The sequence below is a fragment of the Nocardia sp. NBC_00511 genome (assembly GCF_045161165.1).
Taxonomy (GTDB): domain Bacteria; phylum Actinomycetota; class Actinomycetes; order Mycobacteriales; family Mycobacteriaceae; genus Nocardia.
Genome location: NZ_CP107849.1, coordinates 5,459,835 through 5,483,251 on the forward strand (window position 1 = coordinate 5,459,835; position 23,417 = coordinate 5,483,251).

At 66.9% G+C, this 23,417-nt stretch carries 26 protein-coding genes; 9 read left to right on the forward strand and 17 right to left on the reverse strand.

The genetic code is table 11. From position 1 onward, the window contains the following. Positions 1–41: 41 nt before the first annotated feature. The 6 genes from OG300_RS25590 to dapE all read right to left on the reverse strand — a co-directional run bounded on the left by OG300_RS25590 (position 42) and on the right by dapE (position 6,451). A complete protein-coding gene (locus tag OG300_RS25590) occupies positions 42–983 on the reverse strand; it encodes a glucosyl-3-phosphoglycerate synthase (protein ID WP_405485580.1) in 942 nt (313 codons plus the stop codon). 2 nt (positions 984–985) lie between these two features. Further along, on the reverse strand, positions 986–1,858 hold the full coding sequence (gene folP, locus OG300_RS25595) for a dihydropteroate synthase (RefSeq protein WP_405485581.1): 873 nt from the start codon (positions 1,856–1,858) through the stop codon (positions 986–988). A gap of 86 nt (positions 1,859–1,944) precedes the next feature. Continuing rightward, a complete protein-coding gene (locus OG300_RS25600) occupies positions 1,945–3,714 on the reverse strand; it encodes a long-chain-acyl-CoA synthetase (RefSeq protein ID WP_405485582.1) in 1,770 nt (589 codons plus the stop codon). Between the two features lie 216 nt (positions 3,715–3,930). After that, entirely contained in the window at positions 3,931–4,482 is a 552-nt protein-coding gene (locus OG300_RS25605) for a TIGR00730 family Rossman fold protein (RefSeq protein WP_405485583.1), read from the reverse strand. Continuing rightward, positions 4,476–5,279, reverse strand: a complete 804-nt coding sequence (locus tag OG300_RS25610; protein WP_405485584.1) for a TIGR00730 family Rossman fold protein — start codon at positions 5,277–5,279, stop codon at positions 4,476–4,478. Before OG300_RS25610 ends, OG300_RS25605 begins: the two co-directional genes overlap by 7 nt. A gap of 68 nt (positions 5,280–5,347) precedes the next feature. Further along, the gene (dapE, locus tag OG300_RS25615; RefSeq protein WP_405485585.1) at positions 5,348–6,451 is read right to left on the reverse strand and encodes a succinyl-diaminopimelate desuccinylase; all 1,104 of its coding nucleotides are present in this window, start codon (positions 6,449–6,451) and stop codon (positions 5,348–5,350) included. Between the two features lie 109 nt (positions 6,452–6,560). On the opposite strand from dapE, the gene dapD reads away from it, so the two are divergent. Further along, positions 6,561–7,517, forward strand: a complete 957-nt coding sequence (gene dapD, locus OG300_RS25620) for a 2,3,4,5-tetrahydropyridine-2,6-dicarboxylate N-succinyltransferase (RefSeq protein WP_405485586.1) — start codon at positions 6,561–6,563, stop codon at positions 7,515–7,517. A gap of 82 nt (positions 7,518–7,599) precedes the next feature. On the opposite strand, the gene OG300_RS25625 is transcribed toward dapD, so the two are convergent. From OG300_RS25625 to OG300_RS25635, 3 genes are all read right to left on the reverse strand, one after another. Further along, positions 7,600–8,253: a Uma2 family endonuclease gene (locus tag OG300_RS25625; RefSeq protein WP_405485587.1), complete on the reverse strand. Its 654-nt coding sequence runs from the start codon at positions 8,251–8,253 to the stop codon at positions 7,600–7,602. A 50-nt stretch (positions 8,254–8,303) separates the two neighbouring features. Then, positions 8,304–8,762: a PaaI family thioesterase gene (locus tag OG300_RS25630; protein ID WP_405485588.1), complete on the reverse strand. Its 459-nt coding sequence runs from the start codon at positions 8,760–8,762 to the stop codon at positions 8,304–8,306. 202 nt (positions 8,763–8,964) lie between these two features. Continuing rightward, positions 8,965–10,380 (reverse strand): FAD-binding oxidoreductase, encoded by a 1,416-nt coding sequence (locus tag OG300_RS25635; protein WP_405485589.1) that lies wholly within the window; start codon positions 10,378–10,380, stop codon positions 8,965–8,967. Positions 10,381–10,580: 200 nt separating this feature from the next. On the opposite strand from OG300_RS25635, the gene OG300_RS25640 reads away from it, so the two are divergent. Beyond that, a complete protein-coding gene (locus OG300_RS25640) occupies positions 10,581–11,183 on the forward strand; it encodes a TetR/AcrR family transcriptional regulator (protein WP_405485590.1) in 603 nt (200 codons plus the stop codon). A 90-nt stretch (positions 11,184–11,273) separates the two neighbouring features. Here the strand turns inward: OG300_RS25640 and OG300_RS25645 are convergent, their stop codons facing one another. Together OG300_RS25645 and OG300_RS25650 are read right to left on the reverse strand one after the other, a co-directional pair. Further along, positions 11,274–11,609 carry a hypothetical protein gene (locus tag OG300_RS25645; RefSeq protein WP_405485591.1) on the reverse strand — a complete coding sequence of 112 codons (336 nt, stop codon included), beginning with the start codon at positions 11,607–11,609 and terminating at the stop codon, positions 11,274–11,276. 142 nt (positions 11,610–11,751) lie between these two features. Then, positions 11,752–12,822, reverse strand: a complete 1,071-nt coding sequence (locus OG300_RS25650) for an alpha/beta hydrolase family protein (RefSeq protein WP_405485592.1) — start codon at positions 12,820–12,822, stop codon at positions 11,752–11,754. Between OG300_RS25650 and OG300_RS25655 the strand changes: the two genes are divergently transcribed. After that, a complete protein-coding gene (locus OG300_RS25655; RefSeq protein WP_405485593.1) occupies positions 12,808–13,092 on the forward strand; it encodes a hypothetical protein in 285 nt (94 codons plus the stop codon). The two genes, OG300_RS25650 and OG300_RS25655, sit on opposite strands and share 15 nt — an antisense overlap. Here OG300_RS25655 and OG300_RS25660 read toward each other — a convergent pair. Further along, positions 13,079–13,792 carry an HAD family hydrolase gene (locus OG300_RS25660; protein ID WP_405485594.1) on the reverse strand — a complete coding sequence of 238 codons (714 nt, stop codon included), beginning with the start codon at positions 13,790–13,792 and terminating at the stop codon, positions 13,079–13,081. The two genes, OG300_RS25655 and OG300_RS25660, sit on opposite strands and share 14 nt — an antisense overlap. A gap of 35 nt (positions 13,793–13,827) precedes the next feature. Here OG300_RS25660 and OG300_RS25665 point away from each other — a divergent pair, with 35 nt between their 5' ends. The 4 genes from OG300_RS25665 (at position 13,828) to OG300_RS25680 (ending at position 15,979) form a co-directional block, all read left to right on the forward strand. After that, positions 13,828–15,024 carry a helix-turn-helix domain-containing protein gene (locus OG300_RS25665; RefSeq protein ID WP_405485595.1) on the forward strand — a complete coding sequence of 399 codons (1,197 nt, stop codon included), beginning with the start codon at positions 13,828–13,830 and terminating at the stop codon, positions 15,022–15,024. Positions 15,025–15,219: 195 nt separating this feature from the next. Beyond that, complete coding sequence (locus tag OG300_RS25670) at positions 15,220–15,387, forward strand: hypothetical protein (protein ID WP_405485596.1); 168 nt, start codon at positions 15,220–15,222, stop codon at positions 15,385–15,387. Positions 15,388–15,389: 2 nt separating this feature from the next. Continuing rightward, positions 15,390–15,728 carry a hypothetical protein gene (locus OG300_RS25675; RefSeq protein WP_405485597.1) on the forward strand — a complete coding sequence of 113 codons (339 nt, stop codon included), beginning with the start codon at positions 15,390–15,392 and terminating at the stop codon, positions 15,726–15,728. Next, on the forward strand, positions 15,725–15,979 hold the full coding sequence (locus OG300_RS25680) for a hypothetical protein (protein ID WP_405485598.1): 255 nt from the start codon (positions 15,725–15,727) through the stop codon (positions 15,977–15,979). Before OG300_RS25675 ends, OG300_RS25680 begins: the two co-directional genes overlap by 4 nt. Positions 15,980–16,090: 111 nt before the next feature. On the opposite strand, the gene OG300_RS25685 is transcribed toward OG300_RS25680, so the two are convergent. Next, on the reverse strand, positions 16,091–16,462 hold the full coding sequence (locus OG300_RS25685) for a PPOX class F420-dependent oxidoreductase (protein WP_405485599.1): 372 nt from the start codon (positions 16,460–16,462) through the stop codon (positions 16,091–16,093). A 33-nt stretch (positions 16,463–16,495) separates the two neighbouring features. Further along, positions 16,496–17,911, reverse strand: coding sequence for an acyl-CoA synthetase (locus tag OG300_RS25690; RefSeq protein ID WP_405498674.1), 1,416 nt, complete (start codon positions 17,909–17,911; stop codon positions 16,496–16,498). A 147-nt stretch (positions 17,912–18,058) separates the two neighbouring features. On the opposite strand from OG300_RS25690, the gene OG300_RS25695 reads away from it, so the two are divergent. After that, the gene (locus tag OG300_RS25695; RefSeq protein WP_405485600.1) at positions 18,059–18,934 is read left to right on the forward strand and encodes an oxygenase MpaB family protein; all 876 of its coding nucleotides are present in this window, start codon (positions 18,059–18,061) and stop codon (positions 18,932–18,934) included. A gap of 14 nt (positions 18,935–18,948) precedes the next feature. On the opposite strand, the gene OG300_RS25700 is transcribed toward OG300_RS25695, so the two are convergent. Next, positions 18,949–19,581, reverse strand: coding sequence for a TetR/AcrR family transcriptional regulator (locus tag OG300_RS25700; protein ID WP_405485601.1), 633 nt, complete (start codon positions 19,579–19,581; stop codon positions 18,949–18,951). A gap of 149 nt (positions 19,582–19,730) precedes the next feature. On the opposite strand from OG300_RS25700, the gene OG300_RS25705 reads away from it, so the two are divergent. Beyond that, positions 19,731–20,600, forward strand: a complete 870-nt coding sequence (locus OG300_RS25705; RefSeq protein WP_405485602.1) for an oxygenase MpaB family protein — start codon at positions 19,731–19,733, stop codon at positions 20,598–20,600. 121 nt (positions 20,601–20,721) lie between these two features. On the opposite strand, the gene OG300_RS25710 is transcribed toward OG300_RS25705, so the two are convergent. Together OG300_RS25710 and pruA are read right to left on the reverse strand one after the other, a co-directional pair. After that, positions 20,722–21,687: a proline dehydrogenase family protein gene (locus OG300_RS25710; RefSeq protein ID WP_405485603.1), complete on the reverse strand. Its 966-nt coding sequence runs from the start codon at positions 21,685–21,687 to the stop codon at positions 20,722–20,724. 34 nt (positions 21,688–21,721) lie between these two features. After that, positions 21,722–23,356 (reverse strand): L-glutamate gamma-semialdehyde dehydrogenase, encoded by a 1,635-nt coding sequence (pruA, locus tag OG300_RS25715; RefSeq protein WP_405485604.1) that lies wholly within the window; start codon positions 23,354–23,356, stop codon positions 21,722–21,724. Positions 23,357–23,417 lie beyond the last annotated feature (61 nt).

Genomic DNA, 23,417 nt, shown 5'->3' on the forward strand with positions numbered 1-23,417 from the left:
CGGGCCACTGCCGTTCATGCTTGCCGAGCGGGCTCACCGGCTCAGGCGGCGGCCTCCGCGGGCCGCAGGGTGTTCATCGGCGGGCGGTCGGCCAGCGACACCTCCGTCGACTGCGCGGTGAATTCGCCTGACACCAGCGGGAATTGCGTGAGCGCCGCGCCGGAGTCGGCGATGCCGCTGCGGCCGAGCACGGTGCCCAGGATCTGGCGGCTCATCACACCGAGGTCGGCCAGCGGCCGGTTGCGATGCTGGCGGACACCGAGATTCACCTGTCCGATGCTCGGGAGCCCGAGCAGGTCGTAGGTGTCGAGCAGCAGGCCGATCTCCACGCCGTAGCCGGGTGCGAACGGCACCGAGGTGAGCAGCTCGCGGGTGCCCGCGTACTCACCCCCCAAGGGCTGCAGCACATTCGACAGTTCCGGGCGCAGTGCCGCCAGCAGCGGGCGGGCCACCAGCTCGGTGACGCGACCGCCACCGTGGTGGTCGACCGATTCGCCCTGCCGCAGTGGGCGGCGGTAGTACGCCTTGACCAGGTGCATGCCGTCCACGGTGAGCAGCGGACCGAGCAGCTTGGGCACGAACAGCGGATCCGGGTCGATCAGGTCGGAGTCCACGAACGCCACGATGTCACCGGTGGTGACCGCGAGCGAGCGCCACAGGCACTCCCCCTTGCCGGGGACGGGCTCGAGTTCGGGCACCGCCTGCTCGCGGGTCACCACGTCCGCGCCCGCGGCCCGTGCGCGCGCCGCGGTGGCGTCGGTGGACCCGGAGTCCAGAACCACGAGTTCGTCCACCAGCGTGCCGAGCAGGGGCCTGATACTGGCCACCACGGCGGCGACCGTGGCTTCCTCGTTGAGGGCGGGCAGGACCACCGAGACGGTGCGGTCGCCCTTGGCCGCTACCAGTTCCGCGATGGACCAGTCGGGCTGGTCGAAGGTGTTGGTCGTCACCCAGTCGTTCTTCGTGATGTGCCGATCAGTCATGTTCATGCCAGACCTCGCAGGGTTCGGGCGGGTGGTCGTCGGCCCTGGATGGCGGCGATCATGTCCACCACCCTTCTTGTGTGGGCAACCTCGTGCACGCGGAACACTCGTGCACCAGCGGCGGCGGACCAGGCGGTCGCTGCCAATGTGCCCTCCAATCGTTCGGATAGGCCGACACCAAGGGTCTCTCCGATGAAATCCTTATTGCTCAGCGCCATCAAGACGGGCCATCCGGTTTTCACAAGAACGTCTATTGCCCGCAACAATTCGAGACCGTGATAGGTGTTTTTTCCGAAATCATGCGTCGGGTCTATCAAAATCGAGTCCTTGGCCACCCCCGCGGCCGCAGCATTTTCGGCCGCGGCGACCACCGTGTCGGTGACCTGCGCCACCACATCGGCGTATCGGACCCGGTGCGGGCGGGTGCGCGGGATGGCGCCGCCGGTGTGGCTGCACACGATGCCGACGCCCAGCTCGGCGGCGACCTCGACGAGTTCCGGGTCCGCGCCCGCCCAGGTGTCGTTGATCAGGTCCGCGCCCACCGCGACCGCCGAGCGCGCCACCTCGGCCCGCCAGGTGTCGATGCTGATGAGCAGTTCGGGGTAGCGCTCGCGGATGGCGGCGACGAACGGGATCACCCGTCGCGCCTCCTCGGCGGCGTCCACGTCCGAGCCGGGACCGGCCTTCACCCCGCCGATGTCGACCAGGTCCGCACCCTCGGTGACGGCCCGGTCGACGGCGTTCATGGCGGCGTCGTCGGTGAACGTCGCACCCTTGTCATAGAACGAGTCCGGCGTCCGGTTCACAATCGCCATGACAAGCGCCCGATCCGTCGCCACCGGCTTCCCGCACAATGTCGGCAACGGCGCACACATGCCCTCGACTGTACCGAGAGCTGTCCCAGCCCTGCTGGGCAGCCGACCGGAACTGGGGTCCGACCGGCTGATGTCCGGCTACTGGTTCAGTTGGCCGGAGCCTTGCCCGCGGCCACGTCGGCGGCGTATTCGGGGTAGGCCGGAAGGTAGCCCTCGGTGCGCCCGGCCAGCACGTAGAGCGTGCTGTGCTCGTCGGTGGCGAAGCCCTGGTTGCGGAGTTCGACCTTGCGGCTCTTGAAGGTGGAGGTCTGCTCGAGTTCGGCGACCACGCGGATGAACAGCGGCACGGCGTAGCCGGGCAGTCGCTCGGTGAGCACCTTGGCGGCGATCTTGCCGTCGAACACCGCGTCGTCGCGCAGCGTCACCGCGGCCATCCCCGCCTTACCGTCGGTGCCGGGTACCTCGACGCCGAAAACCACTGCCTGCGTGAGGAAGTCGACGCCGTCGAACGCGCCCTCCACCTCGGTGGTGGCGACGTTCTCGCCCTTCCAGCGGAAGGTGTCGCCGAGCCGGTCGACGAAAGCGATGTGCCCCCAGCGCTGATCGCGCACCAGATCGCCGGTGTCGAACCAGCAGTCGCCCGTCGTGAAACCGTCACGGACCAGCTTGGATTCGGTGGCGGAGGCGTCGGTGTAGCCGTCGAACGGCGAGCTGTTGGTGACCTTGGCCAGCAGCAGGCCGACGCCGCCGGCGGGTACCTTGCGCAGCTTTCCGTCCGGCTGGCGCAGCGCCTTGCCGGTGGCATCGTCGTATTCGACGATGGCGAAGGGCAGCGGGGTGAATCCGGCGGTCTTGTCGACGCTGAAGGCGTTGATGAAGGCGACGTTTCCCTCACTGGCGCCGTAGAATTCGACGATTCGCTTGATGCCGAAGCGTTGCTGGAACTCGTCCCAGAGTTCGGTGCGCATGCCGTTGCCGACGCAGAGCCGGACATTGTGCGCCCGGTCGATGCGCCGCGCGGGCTGATTGAGCAGGTACCGGCACAGCTCGCCGATGTAGACGAAAGCGGTGGCCTGCGAGGCGATCGCCTCCTCCCAGAACCGGGAGGCGGAGAACTTGCGTCCCAGCGCGAAGGTCGCGCCCCCGGCGATCACCGAGGACAGCGCCACCGTGAGCGCGTTGTTGTGATAAAGCGGCAGGCAGCAGTACAGCGTGTCACTGCCGTTGAGGCGCACACCGAGTCCGCCGATGCCCGCCATGGACTTGGTCCAGCGCTGATGCGTCATCACGCTGGCCTTGGGCAGGCCGGTGGTGCCGGAGGTGAAGATCAGGTACGCGCGTTCCTTGGCCGTAACCTCCGCGGTGACAGCGGGATTCGCGGAATCGGCGGCGCGGGCCTCGAGGGCCAGCTGCTCCGACCACAGCAGCGCGGGCCGCGCCTCGGTGAGAGTGTCGAGGGCCTCGGCGGATTCCTCGCCGATCACGTCGAGCACCGAGTTCAGCAGCCCGAAGCTGTGCTGCAGCACGGTGTCTCGCTGATTGTGGTTCAGCAGTCCGGCTGTCGCACCGAGTTTCACGGTGGCCAGCACGGTGAACAGCGCCTCGGGCCGGTTGGCCATCAGGATGCCGACCACGTCGCCGCGCTTGACGCCATGTGCGGCAAGCACATTCGCGTACCGGTTGACCTCGCGGTTGGCGTCGCCCCAGCTGTACTCGCGCCCTTCGAATCGCAGGAACGCCCGGTCGGGGTGGCGGGCGGCGCCGCGCTGGAAATACAGACCGATCGAGGCCTTGTCGCCGGATTTCACCAGCATGTGCACGGCGTTGCGGATCATGCCGGGGGCGGACAGGGCCATGCCGGGCAGACTGCGGGCCAGGTCTGTCAGGCCCACCGTCGAACGGGCGTCGGTATTCACTTCGCTGTGCTCCTCACCGGGTCGTGCTCCACACGCGGCATGCACGCCATACCCAGAGTGTCGGGTTCGTCACGTTCGCATGCCTCGGGCTCCACCCTTGCCGATCCACCCGATCTTGTCGAGTGAAACCAGCTGGTTTCGCTTCTCTCGGCAGGAATTGTCTCGGGATCGGCCGATCCGGTCAAGCGCTGGAGCGGCCGAATCCCGGTGCCGCGGTCAGATTCCCGGCTTCAGGGCGCCGAAGGCCGCCTCGAAATTGTCGGTCACCACCACCCGGTCCAGAGCGGCCCGCCCGACGTATCCGCGCCCGCGCAGCTCGTCGATCCAGGCGAACAGGCCCCGGTAGTGGTCGTCGAGATCGAGCACCACCACCGGCTTGTCGTGCACGCCCAGGTAGCCGCCGGTCCAGGTTTCGAACAGCTCCTCGAGGGTGCCGATGCCGCCGGGCAGGGTCAGGAAGGCGTCGGCGCGCTCGTCCATGATCTGCTTGCGCTCGCGCATGGTGTCGGTGACGACCAGCTCGTCGGCGTCGACATCGGCCATCTCACGATGCACCAGGTGCTTGGGGATGACGCCGATGGTGTGCGCGCCCGCGGCCCGGGCCGCCCGCGCCACCTCGCCCATCATCGAGACATTGCCACCGCCGGACACCAAAGACCAACCGCGACGGCCGATTTCGGCGCCCACCCGGGCGGCCAGCTCCAGCGTCGCCGCGTCGTCCACGCTCGCCGAGCAGTACACGCACACCGCGTACGAATCGCTCACCACTCGTCCTCCACTCCGGCCTCGTCCTGTTCGGCGCGCGCCTGCGCGGCCTCCACGATGATGCGCACCACTTCGTCGACGCTGTCGGTGACGTGCAGCAGGCTCAGATCACCGGGCGCGATCTTGGCCGACCCCAGCAGCGAGTCGCGCATCCAATCCATCAGTCCCGACCAGTATTTGGTGCCGAACAGGATGATCGGGAAGCGGGTGATCTTGCGGGTCTGCACCAGGGTGAGCGCCTCGAAGAGTTCGTCGAGGGTGCCGAATCCGCCCGGGAGACAGACGAAGGCCTGCGCGTATTTCACGAACATGGTCTTGCGGGCGAAGAAGTACCGGAAGTTGATGCCGAGGTCGACCCACTCGTTGAGGTGCTGCTCGAACGGCAGCTCGATGCCGAGCCCGATCGAGTATCCGCCCGCCTCGGACGCGCCGCGGTTGGCGGCCTCCATGGCGCCGGGCCCGCCGCCGGTGATCACCGCGAAACCCGCGCGCGCCAGGGCGCCGCCGATGGCCACGCCGGCCTGGTACTCGGGGGAATCGGGTGCCGTGCGCGCCGACCCGAAGACCGCGACCGCGCTGGGCACCTCCGCCAAAGCGCCGAAGCCCTCGACGAATTCGGCCTGGATGCGCAGCACCCGCCACGGATCGGTGTGCAGCCAGTCGGCCGACTCCTGCCCATCGAGCAGATGCTGATCGGTGGTTCCGATCCCCTTCTTTCGGTCCCGCCGGAGCATTATCGGCCCCCGGAACCGCGGCGTCTTGGGCGAACGCACACCTTCGAACTCGGCGTCAGCAGACATGCAGCCAACCGTACAGGGCTCGTGTAACCGTCAACGGTCGCTTGACCAGCGCCGTGGCGAACATTCGATCAGGCTTCGGCTCCGGTGAGGTAACTGCGCAGCATCGACGTGACCTCGGTGATCTGATCGACGGGCAGGTGCTCGTCGCGCTTGTGCGCCAGGTTCGGGTCGCCCGGGCCGAAGTTGACGGCCGGGATGCCGCGCGCGGCGAACCTCGAGACATCGGTCCAGCCGAATTTGGCGCGCACGCCGCCGCTGCCGTGCCGGTGCACGATCTCGATGAGGTCCTTGGCGGCCGGGTTGGACAGGCCCGGCAGTGCGCCGGGTGCGCCGTCGGTGCGTTCGAATTCGAGTTCCAGGCCCGAGAAGACCTCGCGCACATGCTCGGTGGCCTCGTCGAGGGTGCGGTCGGGGGCGAAGCGGAAGTTGACGTCGACGGTGGCCACGTCGGGCACCACGTTGCCGGCGACGCCGCCTTCGACGCGGACGGCCGAGAGGCCCTCGCGGTAGGTGCAGCCGTCGATCTCGACCTCGCGGGCCTCGTAGGCGGCGAGCCGTTCCAGGATCGGGGCGAGCCGGTGAATCGCGTTGTCTCCCAGCCACGCTCGCGCGGTGTGCGCGCGCACGCCGGAGGTGGTGAGCCGAACCCGCATGGTGCCTTGGCAGCCGGCTTCGATCCAGCCGCCGGAGGGTTCGCCCAGGACGGCGAGGTCGCCCTCGAGCCATTCGGGCAGTTCGCGTTCGATGCGACCGAGTCCGTTGAACTCGGCGGCGATCTCCTCGCAGTCGTAGAAGATCAGCGTCAGGTCGTGCACGGGTTCGGCGACGGTGGCGGCCAGGTGCAGGAAGACCGCGTCGCCGGATTTCATGTCGACGCTGCCGCAGCCCCACAGTTGGCGTTCGCCGTCGGGGGTGGTCTCGTAGCGGCTGGGCACGTTGTCGGCGATGGGCACGGTGTCGAGGTGCCCGGCGAGGATGACCCGGGTGGGCAGGCCGCGGTGGGTGCGGGCCAGCACGGTGTTGCCGTGGCGCAGGATCTCGAACCCGGTGGTCTGTTCGCGCAGCGCTTTTTCGACGATGTCGGCGATGACCGTCTCGTTCTTCGACACGCTGGGAATGTCCACCAGCGCGGCGGTGAGTGATATCGGGTCGGCACTCAGATCGATGGTCACCCACTCCACCCTAAGGGAGGAATCGCCTCCGTTCTTCGTACGACGGCTGTGACGGCACAAATCGGCACCGTATGCGGTACGAATTCACAGCCCGGTAATGTGGGGGAACGTGAGTACTCAGGGAGCTTCAGCAGTCGGTTTGGCCACCATCACCGCGAATGGCACGGTGCTCGACACCTGGTACCCGTATCCCGCGCTCGGCGAGTTCGCCGATACCGGCAGCAAGCGCCTGGACGCCTCCGATATCGAATACGCGAAGTTCGCCGCGGGTGCCGCTGTCGACGATGCCCGCCGCGTCGAGGTGGTCGTGGTCCGCACCACCATCGCCGACCTGTCCTCGGCGCCGGTCGACACCCACGACGCCTACCTGCGTCTGCACCTGCTCTCGCACCGCCTGATCCGCCCGCACGGCGCGAACCTGGACGGCCTCTTCGGCCTGCTCGCCAACGTGGTGTGGACCAACCACGGCCCCTGCTCCACCGAGGAGTTCGAGCTCACCCGCCTGAAGCTGCGCGCCCGCGGCCCCGTCACCGTCTACGGCGTCGACAAGTTCCCCCGCCTCGTCGACTACGTCCTGCCCTCCGGCGTCCGCATCGCCGACGCCGACCGCGTCCGCCTCGGCGCCCACTTGGCGTCCGGCACCACCGTCATGCACGAGGGTTTCGTCAACTTCAACGCCGGCACCCTCGGCAACTCGATGGTGGAGGGCCGCATCTCGGCCGGTGTCGTGGTCGGCAACGGCTCCGACGTCGGCGGCGGCGCGTCCATCATGGGCACCCTCTCCGGCGGCGGCAAGCAGATCATCTCCCTCGGCGAACGCTGCTTGCTGGGCGCCAACGCGGGCGTCGGCATCTCCCTCGGCGACGACTGCGTGGTCGAGGCCGGCCTCTACATCACCGCGGGCACCAAGGTGAAGCTCCCCGGCGGCGAGATCGTGAAAGCCGCTGAGCTGTCCGGCAATTCGAACCTCCTGTTCATCCGCAACTCACAGACCGGCGCCGTCGAGGTCCGCCCCCGCAAGGGCACCGGCATCGAACTGAACGCGGCCCTGCACGCCAACGACTGACATTTCTTCCCCGAAACCCCCTGCGGCCCAGCGCCACAGGGGGTTTCGCACGTCCACACCACGCAGCACGGGCGAGCACGGCTCAGAATTCCAGATCGGACCAAGGGATATCGATCGCGAACGGGAAAGAGATCTCGATGCCCGCACTGTCCGATGGAGCCCATTCACCGGCCACCAGATAGTTGGCACGACGCAGTGGCCGAACGCCGTCCGGCAGCCGACCAGGTTCGGTCTCCAGCACATAGGCCCGAACAGTCTCGATGGCACTCGCCTCCCGAGCCAGGGTGACCTCCCAGTACCAGGGGATGCCACCACTCGCGTAGCGAGCCTTCTTCGCCTCGATATCGGACTGAGTGTTGGACGGAGAGAGCACTTCCCCGACCAGAACCACATCGTCGGCACGAATGTCCTGATACGGGGTTGAAAGGCAGCGATAGACAACGAAATCGGGCGTCATGAAATCGGATTTGCCGGTCTGGCCGAAAAAGACGTTCGTCTCGAGGTCTGCCCGCCAACACCGTTCGGGTTGTTCCGTCGTAGCCCGCCGTGCGCGCTGCTTCAACGCACTCGTGACGTTGAACATGAACGCTTGATGTTCTGCGGGGCCCCGACGACGCCACACCACTCGTCCGTCCCACAGTTCGATGTGTGCGGCGATCTCCTCGGGCAGGCGCTCGAGGTCCTCCCCGGTCAGGTATTCGGGGAGTTCGGGCCGCTGCTCAGGCGGAACAGACACGCGGCCATGGTAGTGGAGGCAGCCCTCGGCAGCTGATTCTCCGGACATGATCAGTCCACGGGCCGGACAGTCAGGCTGATGAGGGTCTGCTGGCCCGCCGCAACCAATATGCGCTCGCTGTCAGTGACGGAGAAAACCTCGAGTCGGCAAACAGTAAGCGTGCGACCAGCTTTGAGCACCGTACCGATCGCCTCCAGCCGATCCCCCGCCGCCGGAGCGAGCAGGTTGAGCTTGAACTCGACCGTGAGCACATCCGCGGTCAGAGGCATCATGGTCAAAGCCGCATACCCACCCGCAGTGTCAGCGATCGCGCTCGTCGCCCCCGCGTGGATATACCCGTGCTGCTGACTGACCTCATCACGCCGAGCCAGATCGATCCGCACGTGCCCCGGCCCGATCTCCACAAGCTCAGCACCCAGCAGCCGCATCAACCCCTGCTTGCCGAAACTCTCACGAACCCGAACCTCGGTCGCCTCAACATCATTGGCGCTGTGCAACTCCTCGGACAACGCGACTCCCTCTCGACCGATAGGCACCAATCTTCCGCCACCTGCACCGTACTCAACTGAGCAGCATCGAACACTCAGCCGGCCTTCGGATCGACATGGCCAGTTGGGTGTCAGACTTGTGGATAGATTCAGCCCGGTTGGCCAACTGCTCATTTCCGTTCAGGTGCAGGTGTTTTCGGTCAGGGCCGATGCGGGTGTCACTTCAGGACAGAACGGGGTAGTTGGCGCGGATGACCGCGTGGGGATCACGATTTTGCTTGATTGCGCGCAAGCGGGCCAGGGTGGCGGGCGTGAATGCGCGGGCCGCGGTGTCGCCCGGCGTGAGAAACGTGAAAGGGGCGCGGTTGGCCAGAACTGGGCGCAGTGCGTCGCGGTATTGCTGTCGCCGGGTCTCGAACGCCGCCTTGGATTCTGGTGTGGGGACCATTCCGATCAGGATGAGGCAGTAGGGTGCCGTGACCTGCCCGGCCGCGCTGTCGGATGGTCCGGCGAACGCGCCGCCGAGGTGGCGGATCTCCATGCCGAGCAGCGGCGTTATCGGCTCCAGCAGCTGTTCGGCGGTGTGATCGTCGATGCCGGTCAGCAGCTCCGAGGACAATATTCCGGGACTGGGATCGGTTGACTCGGAGGCGATTTCGCCGAGGTCGGCGATCGGCATCATGCGGCGGGTGTCTTGCAGCCTGCCCGCAATCGCGTCGAAGCGAGAAAGCAATGCCCGCCCACTGGCCTCGTCGCCCAGATAGGTGACGAGAACGGTGGTGAGCGTGGTGGGCGAGCCAGGGAGCTGAACCAGCTGGAACCACACCGTTAATTCGTCGGGTGCCTGCGCGGTCACCTCCCGGAAGGCGGTCATGACCGCGGGTGCGGCGGTTCCCGGCCACAGCATTCTGCCGCCGAAAACGGCCGGAGCCGGGTGTAGATCGAACTCGACCGCGGTGACGAGAGCGAAATCGCCACCGCCACCGCGCATTGCCCAGAACAGTTCCGGGTCGGAGCTGCCGGTGACCCGGTCAGGACGCCCGTCGGCGTCGACGATGTCGAAAGCGGTCACGCTGTCGGCAGCCCAACCATGCTTGCGCCCAAACCAACTCAATCCGCCGCCGAGCGAGAACCCGGTCACGTTGATCGCCGCCGAACTGCCCGCCAGCCCCGTCAATCCGTGCGGTCCCGCCTCGGCGAGCACTCGACCCCATGGGACGCCCGCGCCGACCCGTGCAGTTCGCGCGGTGGCGTCTACCTGAACCATGTCGAGTTTGCTTGTGCGAACGAGGATTACGCCATTGAGATCGCCACTGGCGCCGTGACCGTTGGGTTGGACGGACAGTGACAGTCCTTCGCGGCGGGCGTACCGCACCAGCGCGGCGACATCGTCAGCGTCGGCGAGTTCCACCACCGCCCGTACCTGCTGCGTGATGGCGGTACTCCACGGCCGGGACGCCGCCACGAATCCCGGGTCTCCCGGCAGGGACACCGAACCCCGCACGATCGCGCGCAGATTGTCGCCACCTGCTGCCGTCGAGCGCGCCGTGACAAGACTGTCCGTCGCCCAGGCCGTCGCGCCGACGACGCCGATGGCTGCCGCACCGATGAATGCCCGACGACTGATTCTTCCGCTCAATTCCCGACCGCCCCTTGCTGTTCCGTCGCGCCTGTGACCATCGCCGAGGCCCCGACCCGATCCGACCGCGGATATCCGGGGCGCTGCAGCTGACATGACCACCTAAACGAACTACACACTGTGTGTAGAAACTAAACTACACGCGGTGTGCAACTCCTGCACGCGCTCACGCCACATCGCACGAACACCGGGAGACCGATGTGACCGACCCACAGAACGCCAGAGGCCGCCGCACGGTCATCGCCCTGCTGGCGGCGACCCGCCACATCATCGAGAACGACGGCATGCCCGCCTTGACCATGGCAGCCGTCGCCGAGCGCGCAGGCGTAACCCGCCGAGCCGTCTATCTGCATTTCGCATCGCGGACCGACCTCGTCACGGCGCTCTACCGCAGCTTCGCCGAGAGCGAGAACCTCGCGGAATCGCTTCAGGTCGTGTGGGACGCCCCGGACGCCGTGTCGGGTCTGCGTGCATGGGCCGCCCACCTGGTGCGAATAAACCTGCGGGTCCTGGCGGTGCTGCGCGCTTTGGAGCAAGCCCAACACACCGATCCGGATGCGGCAGCGTTGTGGCGGATCACCCAGCGAAATTGGCTCGAGAGCAGCCGCCGCGTCGTCGAACGGCTGGCGCGGGAGGGGACGCTCGCCCCACACCTGACCGTCGACACCGCGACCGATCTCCTGTGGGCGCTCATGTCGCTCGACCTACTCGACCGCCTGGCCCACCAACGACATTGGTCGAACAAACGACTGACCGACCAGCTCACCGCCACGTACATCGCCGCCTTTGTCGCACCGTCGTGACAAAGGCGCACTCGACCAACGCTGTCATTCCTCAGCTCAGCCGGTCACGACCGCTAGGCGATCAGTTGGGTGACGGGAACTCGGATCGGCTCAATTGGTTACGCCGGTCAGGCTCAGGACGGATTCGGTCAGGTGTATGCGGCGCACTGTGAATGCGAGCGCGATGGCGGCTGCGGTGACGATCAGGACGAACGTGATCGCGGTCGGCCATTCGAGGGTGTCGACCAGTTCGACGGCTTCCTTGATGCCGATCAGCGCGGCCCCGCCGCCCACCACGAACCATCCGGCTGCCTTGTTCGAGTAGGTCACGTATTCGGCGCGCTGTTGCTCGGAGAGCGACTCCAGTACTCGCTGTTGCCAAGCACTTTCGTTGCGCTGGGTCAGCACGTAGGCGACGGGTGGCAGCAGCCACCAACACCCACGCACCGATGAACCCGCACCATGCGGCAATGACCTCCATCAGCGCATTATGTTCGCCGTGGTGGTCGCGGCTGCGCCAGCCCGGCTTCACAGGGCGTGTCGCAGAACTTCGCGTGCCCCGGGCCGCGGACTGTCGACGGGTGAGGGCCTACGGAACCAGGATGATTTCCGAATGCAGCAGGGTGGCTGGGGATTTCGCGATGTCGCCGTATCGACCGAGTGTCGTGTCGAAGAAGGTGCGCAGGTAGCCGCGCTGTAGGTCGAGTGAGTTTCGGGAGTCGATGGTGCCGACCATTTCGGTGTCGAAATCGGCGGGGACGATGCCTGCGGCGGCCAGGACGGGGAGGATCAACTGGTTGTCGCAGAAGGAGTGGTGTTGTGAGCCGTCGAGGCGGAAGTCCAGTTTCGGGCCGTGGTCGGCGGACCAGAACTGCTGCCAGCTGGGGTCTTGGGTTCGTTCGTGATCGGTACCGCCGATCAGTACGAACGGGCGGTCCAATCCATCGGTGAGCACCGAACCCCACAGGGAGCCATCGAGATCCACGCCGGCGGCGACGCGCGGATCGTCGTGCATCACCTGGGCGGCGGTGGCGCCGCCGAGTGAATGACCGAACATCGCGATCTTCGACAGGTCGAGCATTCCGGCGAGATTCGAGGGCAGCGGATGGCCCTCCGCGTCCGGGTCGATGCCCACGCTCAGGTCGGCGAGGCGATCGAGCACGAATCGCGTATCGGCGACGCGGACCTGCATCGCCTGCCCGACCTGCGCCTTGACCTCGTCGACATCGCCGGTCTGCGGCAGCATGCTCTTTTCGACCCGCCCACCGGGGAATTCGGTCGCCAGCGATTCGTAGGTGTGGCTCATGGCGACCACGACGAATCCGTGACTGGCGAGATCCTCGGCCTGCGCGGTACTTGCCTCGCGCGGCATCCCCATCCCGGGCGAGAACAGCACGATCGGCCGCCGCCCACCGGCGCTGTCCGCAACCGCATCCACCCGACCATGGCTGAGCCCCAACGTCCACGACCCGGTGATGGTCGGCGCCAATTGGGCCAGCCCGTCCGCATAGACCTGGCCCATCCGTTCGGAGAACCAGGGCCGCAACGGCATTGGCGCCCGATCAGCCGTGGGATACCAGACGCTGACCATCAACTCGCGTGCCCGCGCCGGGACGTACGGATCCTGACGAGAGGAGTCGACCAAATGCAGATCAACCACACCGACCGCCTCGGGCCCGGTCGGCTCGGGGAGCGTGACCACCACCGATTCCTGTTGCGCCGGAGCCGGTTCGGCCCGAGCAGCGACATCACCTGCCGTCGAGGCCAGCAGCAAAATCACCAGACATCGAAATATCTTGCCCAACAATGCAATTGCCTCCCCGGCCCGACGTTGCGCGCCTTCGACCGGATCAGCCTAGACCAGTTCGCCACATGCATCGCCTACCTGGAGAATCCGCGCCGGCTGGGCAGAATCATCAAGAGCCAGTGAGTGTTCGGATTGTGCGCTCGATCCCGAGGACGTCGGTGAGGTCGGCGTAAACCACGTCCGCCGATGACAAGTCCGTGGCGGTCGTTCCACCGGCGGCAACGGCGATGACCTGTGCACCGCCCAGACGTGCGGTTTCGATATCGCCGACGCTGTCACCGACCAACACTGTGTTGTACCGGTTGTATTCGCCGCCACGGACTACAGCGCGAGTCTGTGCGATCGCGACCAGCGCGGGGCGGTACCCATTGTCATCCCCGTATGCCCCAGTCTCTAGATCGAGATATGTTCGTAGACCGAAGGTTTCGAGCTTTGTTCGTGCGACTTGGCGAGTGTTTCCCGTGAGCACCGATTGGTGAACACCCGCAACCGCCTCGAGGTGCGCCAGTACGTCTTCGGCGCCCGGCATGACGCGGCCTCGATCGCGAAGCTGGTCTTGGCGCTCGATGTAGGCAACGGCCAGCGCCTCGGCGAAAGCCCGGAACGGCGGCGGTGTATCGATTCCGTGCAACGCTGCGGTGGCGGCGTAGATATCCGGTTCGGTTCGGCCTGTGATGTGCGGCATTTGCTCCAACGGCCTACCGGTTACCTGCTCGAAAGCGGCGGCAAAAGCCGCGCGGCCAACGCCGCCGGTTTCGATCAGCGTGTGGTCGATGTCCCACAGGATCAGAACGTGGCCGCCGTCGTTCCGAGTGAATGCCATGCGAACACATCACCTCCGGTCCTACTGTGGCGGGTATGGCCAAAGCGCCTCGACCCAATGACGATATCGGCGGGCGGGTCCGCTTGCACCGGGAGCGGTCAGGCAAGTCACAAGCAGTTGTCGCAGGGCTCAGCGGGATCAGTGAGGACTACCTCGGTCAGATCGAGCGCGGCCGAAAAAGACCTAGTTCAGGGGTGATCCAGGCGCTGGCAGCCGCCCTGCGCGTTCCGGCGGGGGTGCTGCTCGGCGACACATGCACCGAAACCGCGGCGCCTGTTACCGCCGGTGGTGACCGATTGGCACTCGCACTGCTGTCCGGAGGTGGTGCATCTGTCGACACGGCCGAACTCGTGACTCGTGTGCAATCCACCTGGGAGACATGGCAACACAGTGCTCACCGCTATAGCGAGGTGCTTCCCGAGCTTCCCGATTTGATTCGGGATACAGAAGCGACGATGCGAGGCGTGCGCAACAGGCCGGAGCATCGGCGGGTTGCCGCGGTCGCAAGCGAACTGTACGGCCTGCTGCGCACAGTGACCCGACGGGTCGGGCGCTCTGATCTGTCGTATCTCGTCGCCGACCGAGGAATACGGGCCGCCGAGGATACTGACGACCCGATCCTGCTCGCTGTGGCTCGATGGAATCTCGGCCATACATTGTTGGTCTCGAATGAGTACGAGGCCGCCATCGAACTCGCGACATTCGCTGCGACAACGGTCATGGCCGAGGCCGGTTCGACTCCGGCCGCGGTCGCCATGACAGGCGCGCTCGAGTTGGTGGCGGCGATGTCGGAAGCACGAGCCGGTCGGTTGTGGGCTGCGCGCGAGCGGCTGAACACAGTGCATCCGGTCGCGGTACGCGCCCGGGCTGCGGGCAACGTCGGGCACACCATGTTCGGCCCGCTGAATGTCGGCTTGCACGCAATTGCGATAGAGCTTCAGGCCGGAGACGCGATCGAGGCGCTCCGTATCGCCGAGCAACTGGACACCTCCGAATGCCCGTCGGTAGAGCGGCGATTCACCTTCGCGCTCGATCTGGCGCGGGCATACGAACTGCGTCGGCAGGAAACCGGGACGCTGCTGCACCTGCTCGACGCCGAACATGTTGCGCCCGAGGATCTGCAGTACAACCCTGCCGCGCACAACATGGTCCGCCACCTTCTCGCAGGCACTCGCACACCGACACGTGGACAGGCCGCGCGCTTGGCCGACCGCCTCGGCATCCCGGTCTGACCCGGTCCGGCAGGCCACCCGGTCTCCGAGACCGGGTCGGTCTCCGCTCAGCGACATACGTTAGGCCTGTCCAGGCATCGAGTGGACCGATACCCGCCCAGAGTCATCGGCCATCGAGGTCCGACAGGTCGATCGAGCGGTCCACGAGGTGTCGGACGCAGCCCCGATCGTGATAGCCGGACAGGGAGACCGGAAATGGAAGCCTTCATGATTGCCTTCGCCGCACTGCTTTTCGCCATGCTGTGCGTACCCACTCGTACGACCCGAACAGCCCGCCACCACGTCGGGCTACCCTTCACCGAACTCGAGGCCCGTCTCGGCCACGAGCGCACCCGCACCCCAGTCTTCGTTCAGAGGCGATGATCATGGCCTCGCTGCCCGCAGCGGTGGGATACCTGCGCAAAGATATCTCCGGTACCCGCCAGCAATGGGACGAGACCCAGATGCGCAGCCTCGCAGGACGAATGGGATACGACTACCGAAAGACCCTGGTTTTCGGTCCGGATGTCGATGGCAAGGTGCACCGGTTGCGCGTGGCGGTGAGCCGCACCGGGGCGGCGGCGGTGTTCGTACCGAGCATCGATCATTTCGAGGGCGAGGTACCGGGCGAAGTCGTCGCGGTTGCCGATGTCGTCACGGTGTCGCCGGTGAGTACCTACACACGAACCGCCACCGGTCTCCGGGCGGAGAGCGGGCAGTCGTGACCGACATCGACGACGGGGAACCTATCGTCCTTGATCACCGCATGTGGCAGTTGCTCGAGCATGCCGTGCCACTGGTCCGCGCCGCAGGATCCACTCAGATGGGCATCCAGCATCTGCTGCTTGCGCTACTGCATGACCCGAATTTGATTCCGGCCGCTGAACTCCGGGCAATGCGACTGCACCCCGCAACGGTGTTCGGATGCTTGGCGGGGATTGCGGCGCGCCGTACCGAGGCAACCCGGAATTGCTGACGCCGGGCTGGTTCGGAGCCGGAATGCCCCGAGCCAGCACCCGCGCGAAGGCCTGGTATCGCGAACGGCCCAACGTTGCTCTACACGAGAGGGTTTCGCCCGCCATCTGCGCTATTCGAGGCCGAAGGCGATGACTCGTTCCGGGGTGATGCGGATGAGTTCCGGGGACATGCCCGGGCCGAAGGGTTCTACGTCGCGCAATGCCTGTGCGGTGCCGCGGATTTCGATTTGGCGGACGGTCCAGGGGTTGACGGAGGGGATGTCGTCGACGACGAAGGAGACTCGGTCTTCTTTGAAGAGGTTGCGGAATTTCTGGCTGGCGCCGAGGTTGTGGCCGCCGATGTCGATGGTGCCGAGGGCCACGTTGTAGCGGAAGCCGACGGGGTTGTTCTGGGGGGAGCCGTCGGGGCGGATGGTGGCGAGGCGGCCGAGACGTTGACTGGTCAGGTACTCGATCTGGGCGGGCGAGAGGGCTGCGGTCATGAGATCACCGTAGGACCTCGAGTATGGTCGAGGTCAAGCCAGTAGTTTCTTCTGGACCTTGCCCATGGCATTGCGGGGCAGCGAATCCACCAGCCGCACTTCCCGGGGCCGCTTGTGCACCGAAAGCTGGCTCGCCACATGCGCTATCAGTTGTTCGGCTATGCCGGGCTCTGAAGGGGTGGTGTCGCGCAGGACTACGAAGGCGACGATGCGTTGGCCGAGGTCGGGGTCGGGGAGGCCGACGACGGCGGTTTCGGCTACGGCGGGGTGGCCCAGGAGGCTGGTTTCGATTTCGCCCGCGCCGATGCGGTAGCCGCCGGATTTGATGAGGTCCACCGATTCTCGGCCGACGATGCGGTGGAAGCCTTCCGCGTCGATGACCGCGACGTCGCCGGTGATGAACCAGCCGTCGGCGGTGAAGTTGGCGGCCGTCACCTCGGGCTTGCCGAGGTAGCCGGAGAACAGCATGGGGCCTCGAACCTGAAGTCCGCCAACGCTTTCGCCGTCGTGTGGGACGGGGTTTCCGGCCTCGTCGCACAGTCGGGTCTCGACTCCGGCGACGGGGGTGCCGACCCAGCCGGGGCGGCGTTCGCCGTCGGGGCGGGTGGAGAGGGTGATCATGGTTTCGCTCATGCCGTAGCGCTCGATCGGGGCGTGGCCGGTGAGTTCGGTGAGACGCTCGAAGACCGGTACCGGCAACGGCGCACTGCCGGAGATCAGGATGCGTGCGGCAGCCAATTCCTTTGCGGCAGCGGGGTCTTCGGCGATGCGCGACCAGACCGTGGGTACGCCGAAGTAGATGCTGCCCTGGGCCGCCGCGTATGCCGCCGGCGTGGGCTTACCGGTGTGCACCAGCGGGCTGCCGACCCGCAGCGGACCCAGGACGCCCAGGATCAGGCCGTGCACGTGGAACAGCGGAAGCCCGTGCACCAGAGTGTCTTTCCAGGTCCACGCCCACGCGTCGGCCAGGGCGTCGAGTCCGGCGGCGATGGCCTTGCGACTGAGCACGACACCCTTGGGCGCGCCGGTGGTGCCGGAGGTGTAAAGGATGAAAGCCGTACTGTCCCCGGCGGGTTCGGCATATCGATGCCAGGAGCGGGCGTGCTTGCGCACGGGCACCACCGGCAGGTCGCTGCCTTCCGGGGCCTTGCCCAGCCACGCCTGTGCACCCGAATCAGCAAGGATGTGAGCGAGTTCCGCGCTGCCCGCGTCCGGCGGCACCGGGACCACGGTGACACCCGCGATCAGGCAGCCGATCACGGCGAGCACGGTGGTGACGGTCGGCTCGGCCAGCACCGCCACCCGTTGAGCCCGGGCGACACGCTCGGCGACGGAGGTGGCCGCGCCCAGCAGGTCGCTGCGCGACAGCGTTTCCCCGTCGATGGTGACGGCGTCGGGGATATCGGCTCCGGCGGCGATGGCGGCCGGATTCAGCGAGCTCAGCAGCAGGGGCGACACGCCGCCACGCTACCGGAGGCGCGGTGCGGCCCGGCCGGGCAGGACACGAATCGCTTGCGAACACCGTCGCTCGGTTGACAGGCGTAGCGAGTGGGTAAGACAGTTTCTGTACAACCTTCTCACCAGAGGATGTGGTCAATGATGACCAGCCCGCAGCCCGAGCGCCCACTCGCCGTGCACCCGCTCGACTCCCCCGTCCCCGAGCCGCCGATCGATGTCCGCCAATTCCTCGACGGCGCGGCCGGACTGTTCGGGGCCGCGGCCAATGTGATCATGCAGCTGTCGAATCGCCCGGTCGGCTACGGCGTGGTGGAGAGCCCGGTGGAGTCCGGAAATGTGATGGTGCATCCGATCAAGCGGCTGCGCACCACCCTCACCTATCTGGCCGTCGCACTGCTCGGCGACGAGGACGATCGCGAGGCGTACCGCAAAGCCGTCGATTCCGTGCACCGCCACGTCCGCTCTCGCGCGGGCAGCACGGTCAAATACAACGCCTTCGACCCCAAGCTCCAACTGTGGGTCGCGGCCTGCCTGTACTGGGGCGCGCGCGACCTGTACGAGCGAATGCACGGCCCCATGGACGAATTCGACGCCGACGCCTTCTATCACTACTGCGCCCGCCTGGGCACCACCTTGCAGGTGCGGGAGGAGATGTGGCCCGCCGATCGCGCCGCCTTCGACCGCTACTGGGACGAGAATCTCGCGGCGACCCGCATCGATCCGAAGATCAAGGCGTACTTCGAGGATCTCATCGACCTGCGCATGCTGCCCCGCCCGTTCGGTCTCGCCTTCGGCGGCGTACACCGCTTCTTCGTGACCGGCCTACTGCCGCAACATCTTCGGGACGAGATGGGGATGACCTGGTCGCCACGTCAGGATCGCCTGCTGGCCCGCGCCATGCGGACGGCGGGCGCGGCGGAGTCGCTGATTCCCGCGACGATCCGCAGCTTCCCACTCAACGCGTACCTGCTGGACATGCGCCTGCGCCGCCGGTTGGGATTGCGGCTGGTCTGAGACCGCTTGCGGCCCTACAGAATCCGAAAACCCGGAATCACGTGGTCACGGGCGAACCGCCGCAGCGCCGCGTCGTCGTCGAGCGGGATGACGGTCTGCGGAGTCAGCGCCAGTGAGAGCGCGGTGCGCGCGATCATCTCGGCCAGCGGCAGCGGATCATATTGCGGCACTTTGCCTTCCGCCTGCAAACGCGCGATGAACTCGGCGAGGTAGTCGCGCCCGAGCTCGATCACGGGTGCGCCCTGCACGGTCATGTACGGCAGGATCGTCTCGGGTTCGGTGGCCAGCAGGCGTTCGAGCAGCGGGTTGCCGCGCAGCCCCTCGATGCAGGCGATGAACAGCGCGACGATCTGATCCTCGGCGCTGGCGTCGCGCTCGACCTCGGCCCGCACGGCGGCATCGGCATCCGCGATGAACTGCCGGGTCTGCCGTAGCGCCACGGCCTGGATCAGATCGTTCTTCCCGGCGAAGCGCCGGTACAGCGTGGCCAGTGAGAGTCCGCCGCGGCGCGCCACCTCGACCATGCTGGTGCGTTTGATGCCGAAGTCCAGGAAGGCCATGAGCGCGGCGTCGAGGACCTTGGCCTGATTGCGATCCTCGGGCGCGGAGCCCCGGACGAGTGGCAGCAGGTTGGCCAGTTTGGCCATGATCCGGGCCCTTTCCGGTCGCGACGAGAGACTGAGGCATTAATCTTCGCACATTGACACCACCCCACCGCGGTGAGAAGGTGAAAAGCGAAAGTTCTCACACTCTCTCCTCGTGGGCGAGGGGTGACCGACGAGGAGCCGTGTCAACGATGACCGCACCCCTGCGCAATTTCGACGAATACCAACCGGTCGACCCTATTCAGACCATGACCCCGGCCACCGTCCGGGAACACATCGACGGCGTCGCGGCCTTCCTCGGCGGCGCGGCCAATGTGGTCATGCAGCTCTCGCTGCGACCGGTCGCCTACGGCGTGATGGAGAGCGACGTCGACAGCGGCAAGGTCACCCTGCGCCCGGCCAAGCGGCTGCGCACCACCCTCACCTACATCGCGGTCGCGCTGCTCGGAAACGACGACGACCGCAGCGCCTACCGCGAAGCCGTCAACACCTCGCACCGCACCGTGCACACCAAGCCCGGCAGCCCGGTCAAATACAACGCCTTCGATCCGAAGCTGCAACTGTGGGTGGCGGCCTGCTTGTACTGGGGCATAGACGATCTCATCCACCGCATGCGCGGACCGATGGATCCCGTGACCGCGGAGGCGCTCTACCGCTACAGCGCCCGCCTCGGCACCACCTTGCAGATGCGCGAGGAGATGTGGCCCGCCACCCGCGACGACTTCTACGCCTACTGGGAAACCAACCTGGCCACCAAGTCGATCGACGAGCGCACCCGCGTCTACTTCAACGACCTCACCGACCTCAAGATGCTGGCGTGGCCACTGCGTTTCGCATTCGGCGGTGTGCACCGCTTCATCGTGACCGCCCTGCTGCCCCCGCACCTGCGCGCCGAGATGTCGATGAGCTGGTCCGCCCGCGACGAGCGTCTCTTCGCCGGCCTGCTGCGCCTGATCTCCGCCGTCTGGACCCGTCTCCCCGGCCCACTTCGCCTGTTCCCCTACAACTTCTACCTCTACGACATGCGCCTGCGCCGCCGCTTCGGCCGACCCCTGGTCTAGCCGCGCGGCACCCCGAACCTGATCGCGGGATCGACCGAGCCTGTGCCCGGCACCGGTCGACGCCCGCGATCGGAGCGCGGGCAGGCGGGGGAACCGGACTCCCGCCCGCCCGCAACACTTTTCAGCCGCGATCGGTCAGGGCGCGGAGGAAGAAGCCCAGGTTGGCGGGGCGCTCGGCCAGTCGCCGCATCAGATAGCCGTACCACTGGGTGCCGTAGGGGATGTACACGCGCAGGGCGTGCCCTTCCGAGACCAGGCGGCGCTGTTCACCGTCGCGGATTCCGTAGAGCATCTGGAACTCGAAATCCGCTGGGGTGCGGTTGTTCTCAGTGGCCAGGGTGAGGGCCGCGTCGATCATCGCCGGATCGTGGGAGGCGATCATCGGATGCCAGCCGCCGCGCAGCAGCACCTCGAGACAGCGCAGGTAGGAGGTGTCGACCTCGCCTCGACGCTGGTAGGCGACGGTCCGCGGTTCCTGATACGCCCCCTTGCACAGGCGGATTCGAGTTCCGGTGGCGGCCAGGTCGCGGGCGCGGCCCTCGGCCTCGCGCAGGTAGGTCTGCAATGCCACTGCCAGCCAGGGGAATTCGGTGCGCGCCTGCTGCACCGCGAGCAGGGTGTCCGAAGTGGTGGTGTGATCCTCGGCGTCGACGGTCACCCACACCCGCTGCTCGACCGCCTTGGCGCACAGCTTGTGCAGGTTCTCCGCGGCGATGGCCGGTCCGTCCTGTCCCAGGGACTGACCCAGGGCCGACAGTTTGACCGACACCTCGACGCGCGGGGTCTCCCGGGACGACCGGGGGTCGGGGACCGCGTGCTCTACTTCGGCAAGATCATCGATGAGCAAGAAGTATTCACCCACAGCGGCATTCGCCATCGACCGCTCGGTGGTGTTCTCACCGAGATAGTCGACGCTCACCATCCGCCCGCTCGCCAGCAGCTCCCGCACCACCGGCGACAGCTCGGCCCGCGTCTCGCCCGCGACGAAGCGTCGCACCACGGCGGCGGTCGCGGGCACCCGGGTGACGGCGCTCTTCATCCGGTCGGATCCGGCCGCCGCCAGGATCACCGGGCGCAGCGGGTTCATCGCTGCCCGATCTGGTAACCCACTGCTCCGGTCATCACGCCTCCATGTGCGGGTAGCGGTAATCGGTTGGGGGAACGAAGGTTTCCTTGATGGCGCGGGGAGCCACCCAGCGCAGCAGGTTCAGGTACGACCCCGCCTTGTCGTCGGTGCCCGAGGCGCGCGCCCCACCGAACGGCTGCTGGCCGACCACCGCGCCGGTGGGTTTGTCGTTGATGTAGAAGTTGCCCGCCGCGAATCGCAGTCCGGCCGCGGCGGTTTCGACGGCGAACCTGTCGCGGGCGAAAATCGCGCCGGTCAGCGCGTACGGCGAGGTGGCGTCCACGGCGGCGAGCACGTTGGCGAAGGCGTCGGTGCGGTTGTCGTCGTAGACGTGCACCGACAGGATCGGCCCGAAATACTCGGTGGCGAAGGATTCGTCGTGCGGATCGTCGGCGAGCAGCACGGTGGGCCGCACGAACCAGCCTTCGCTGTCGTCGTAGGTGCCGCCCGCCGGGACATCGACGTCGCGGGCCTTGGCGTCGTCGATGGCCGCCGCGCACTTGGCGAACGAGCGGTCGTCGATCACCGCCCCGCCGAAGTTCGACAGGTCGGCGACGTCACCGTAGGTGAGCCCGGCCGTCTCGGCCAGGAAGTCGTCGCCCATCCGCCGCCACACCGAGGCCGGAACGTAGGCGCGGGAGGCGGCCGAACATTTCTGCCCCTGATATTCGAACGCGCCGCGAATCATGGCCGTCCGCAACGCATCCGGGTCCGCCGAGGCGTGCGCGACGATGAAATCCTTACCGCCGGTCTCCCCCACCAGCCGCGGATAGGTGCGGTAGCGGTCGATATTGGCGGCGACGCCGCGCCACAGGAACCGGAAGGTGGCGGTGGATCCGGTGAAGTGGATGCCCGCCAGCCGCGGATCGTCGAGCACCACCTCCGACAGCTGCTTGCCGTCACCGGTCACCATATTGATGACCCCGGGCGGCAGTCCCGCCTCTTCCAGCAGCTTCATCGTGTAGTACGCCGAAAGCGTCTGTGTCGGAGAGGGTTTCCACACCACCGTATTGCCCATCAACGCGGGCGCGGTGGGCAGGTTGCCCGCGATGGCGGTGAAGTTGAACGGCGTGATGGCGTACACGAAGCCTTCGAGCGGCCGATGGTCCATCCGATTCCACACGCCCGCACCGGATTGCGGTTGTTCGGACAGGATCTGCCGGGCGAAGGCCACATTGAACCGCCAGAAGTCGGCCAGTTCGCAGGGTGCGTCGATCTCGGCCTGCTGCGCGGTCTTCGACTGTCCGAGCATGGTGGCCGCGGCGATGGTCTCGCGCCACGGCCCGGCCAGCAGGTCGGCGGCGCGCAGCAGGATCGCCGCGCGTTCCTCGAAAGGCAGTGCCCGCCAGCCGGGTGCGGCGGCGGTCGCCGCCGCGACGGCCGCGCGGGCTTCGTCGTGGGTGGTGTTGGTGTAGGTCCCGAGTGCGTGCCGGCGCCGGTGCGGCATCACGATGTTCAGCCGCTCCCCGTCGCCCGCGCGGTGGTTGCCGCCGATGACGAGCGGCACCTCCACGGAGGCGGCGGAGAGGTCCGCGAGACTGTTCTTCAACAGGCCGCGTTCGCGACTGCCCGGTGCGTAGGTGTGCACCGGTTCGTTGCCGGGAGCTGGGACAACCGTGACAGCGTCCATGCCGACACGCTAACGCGCGCAGCGGTCATCGACCGGGGCTGACACGCGCCCGGGACCAGCG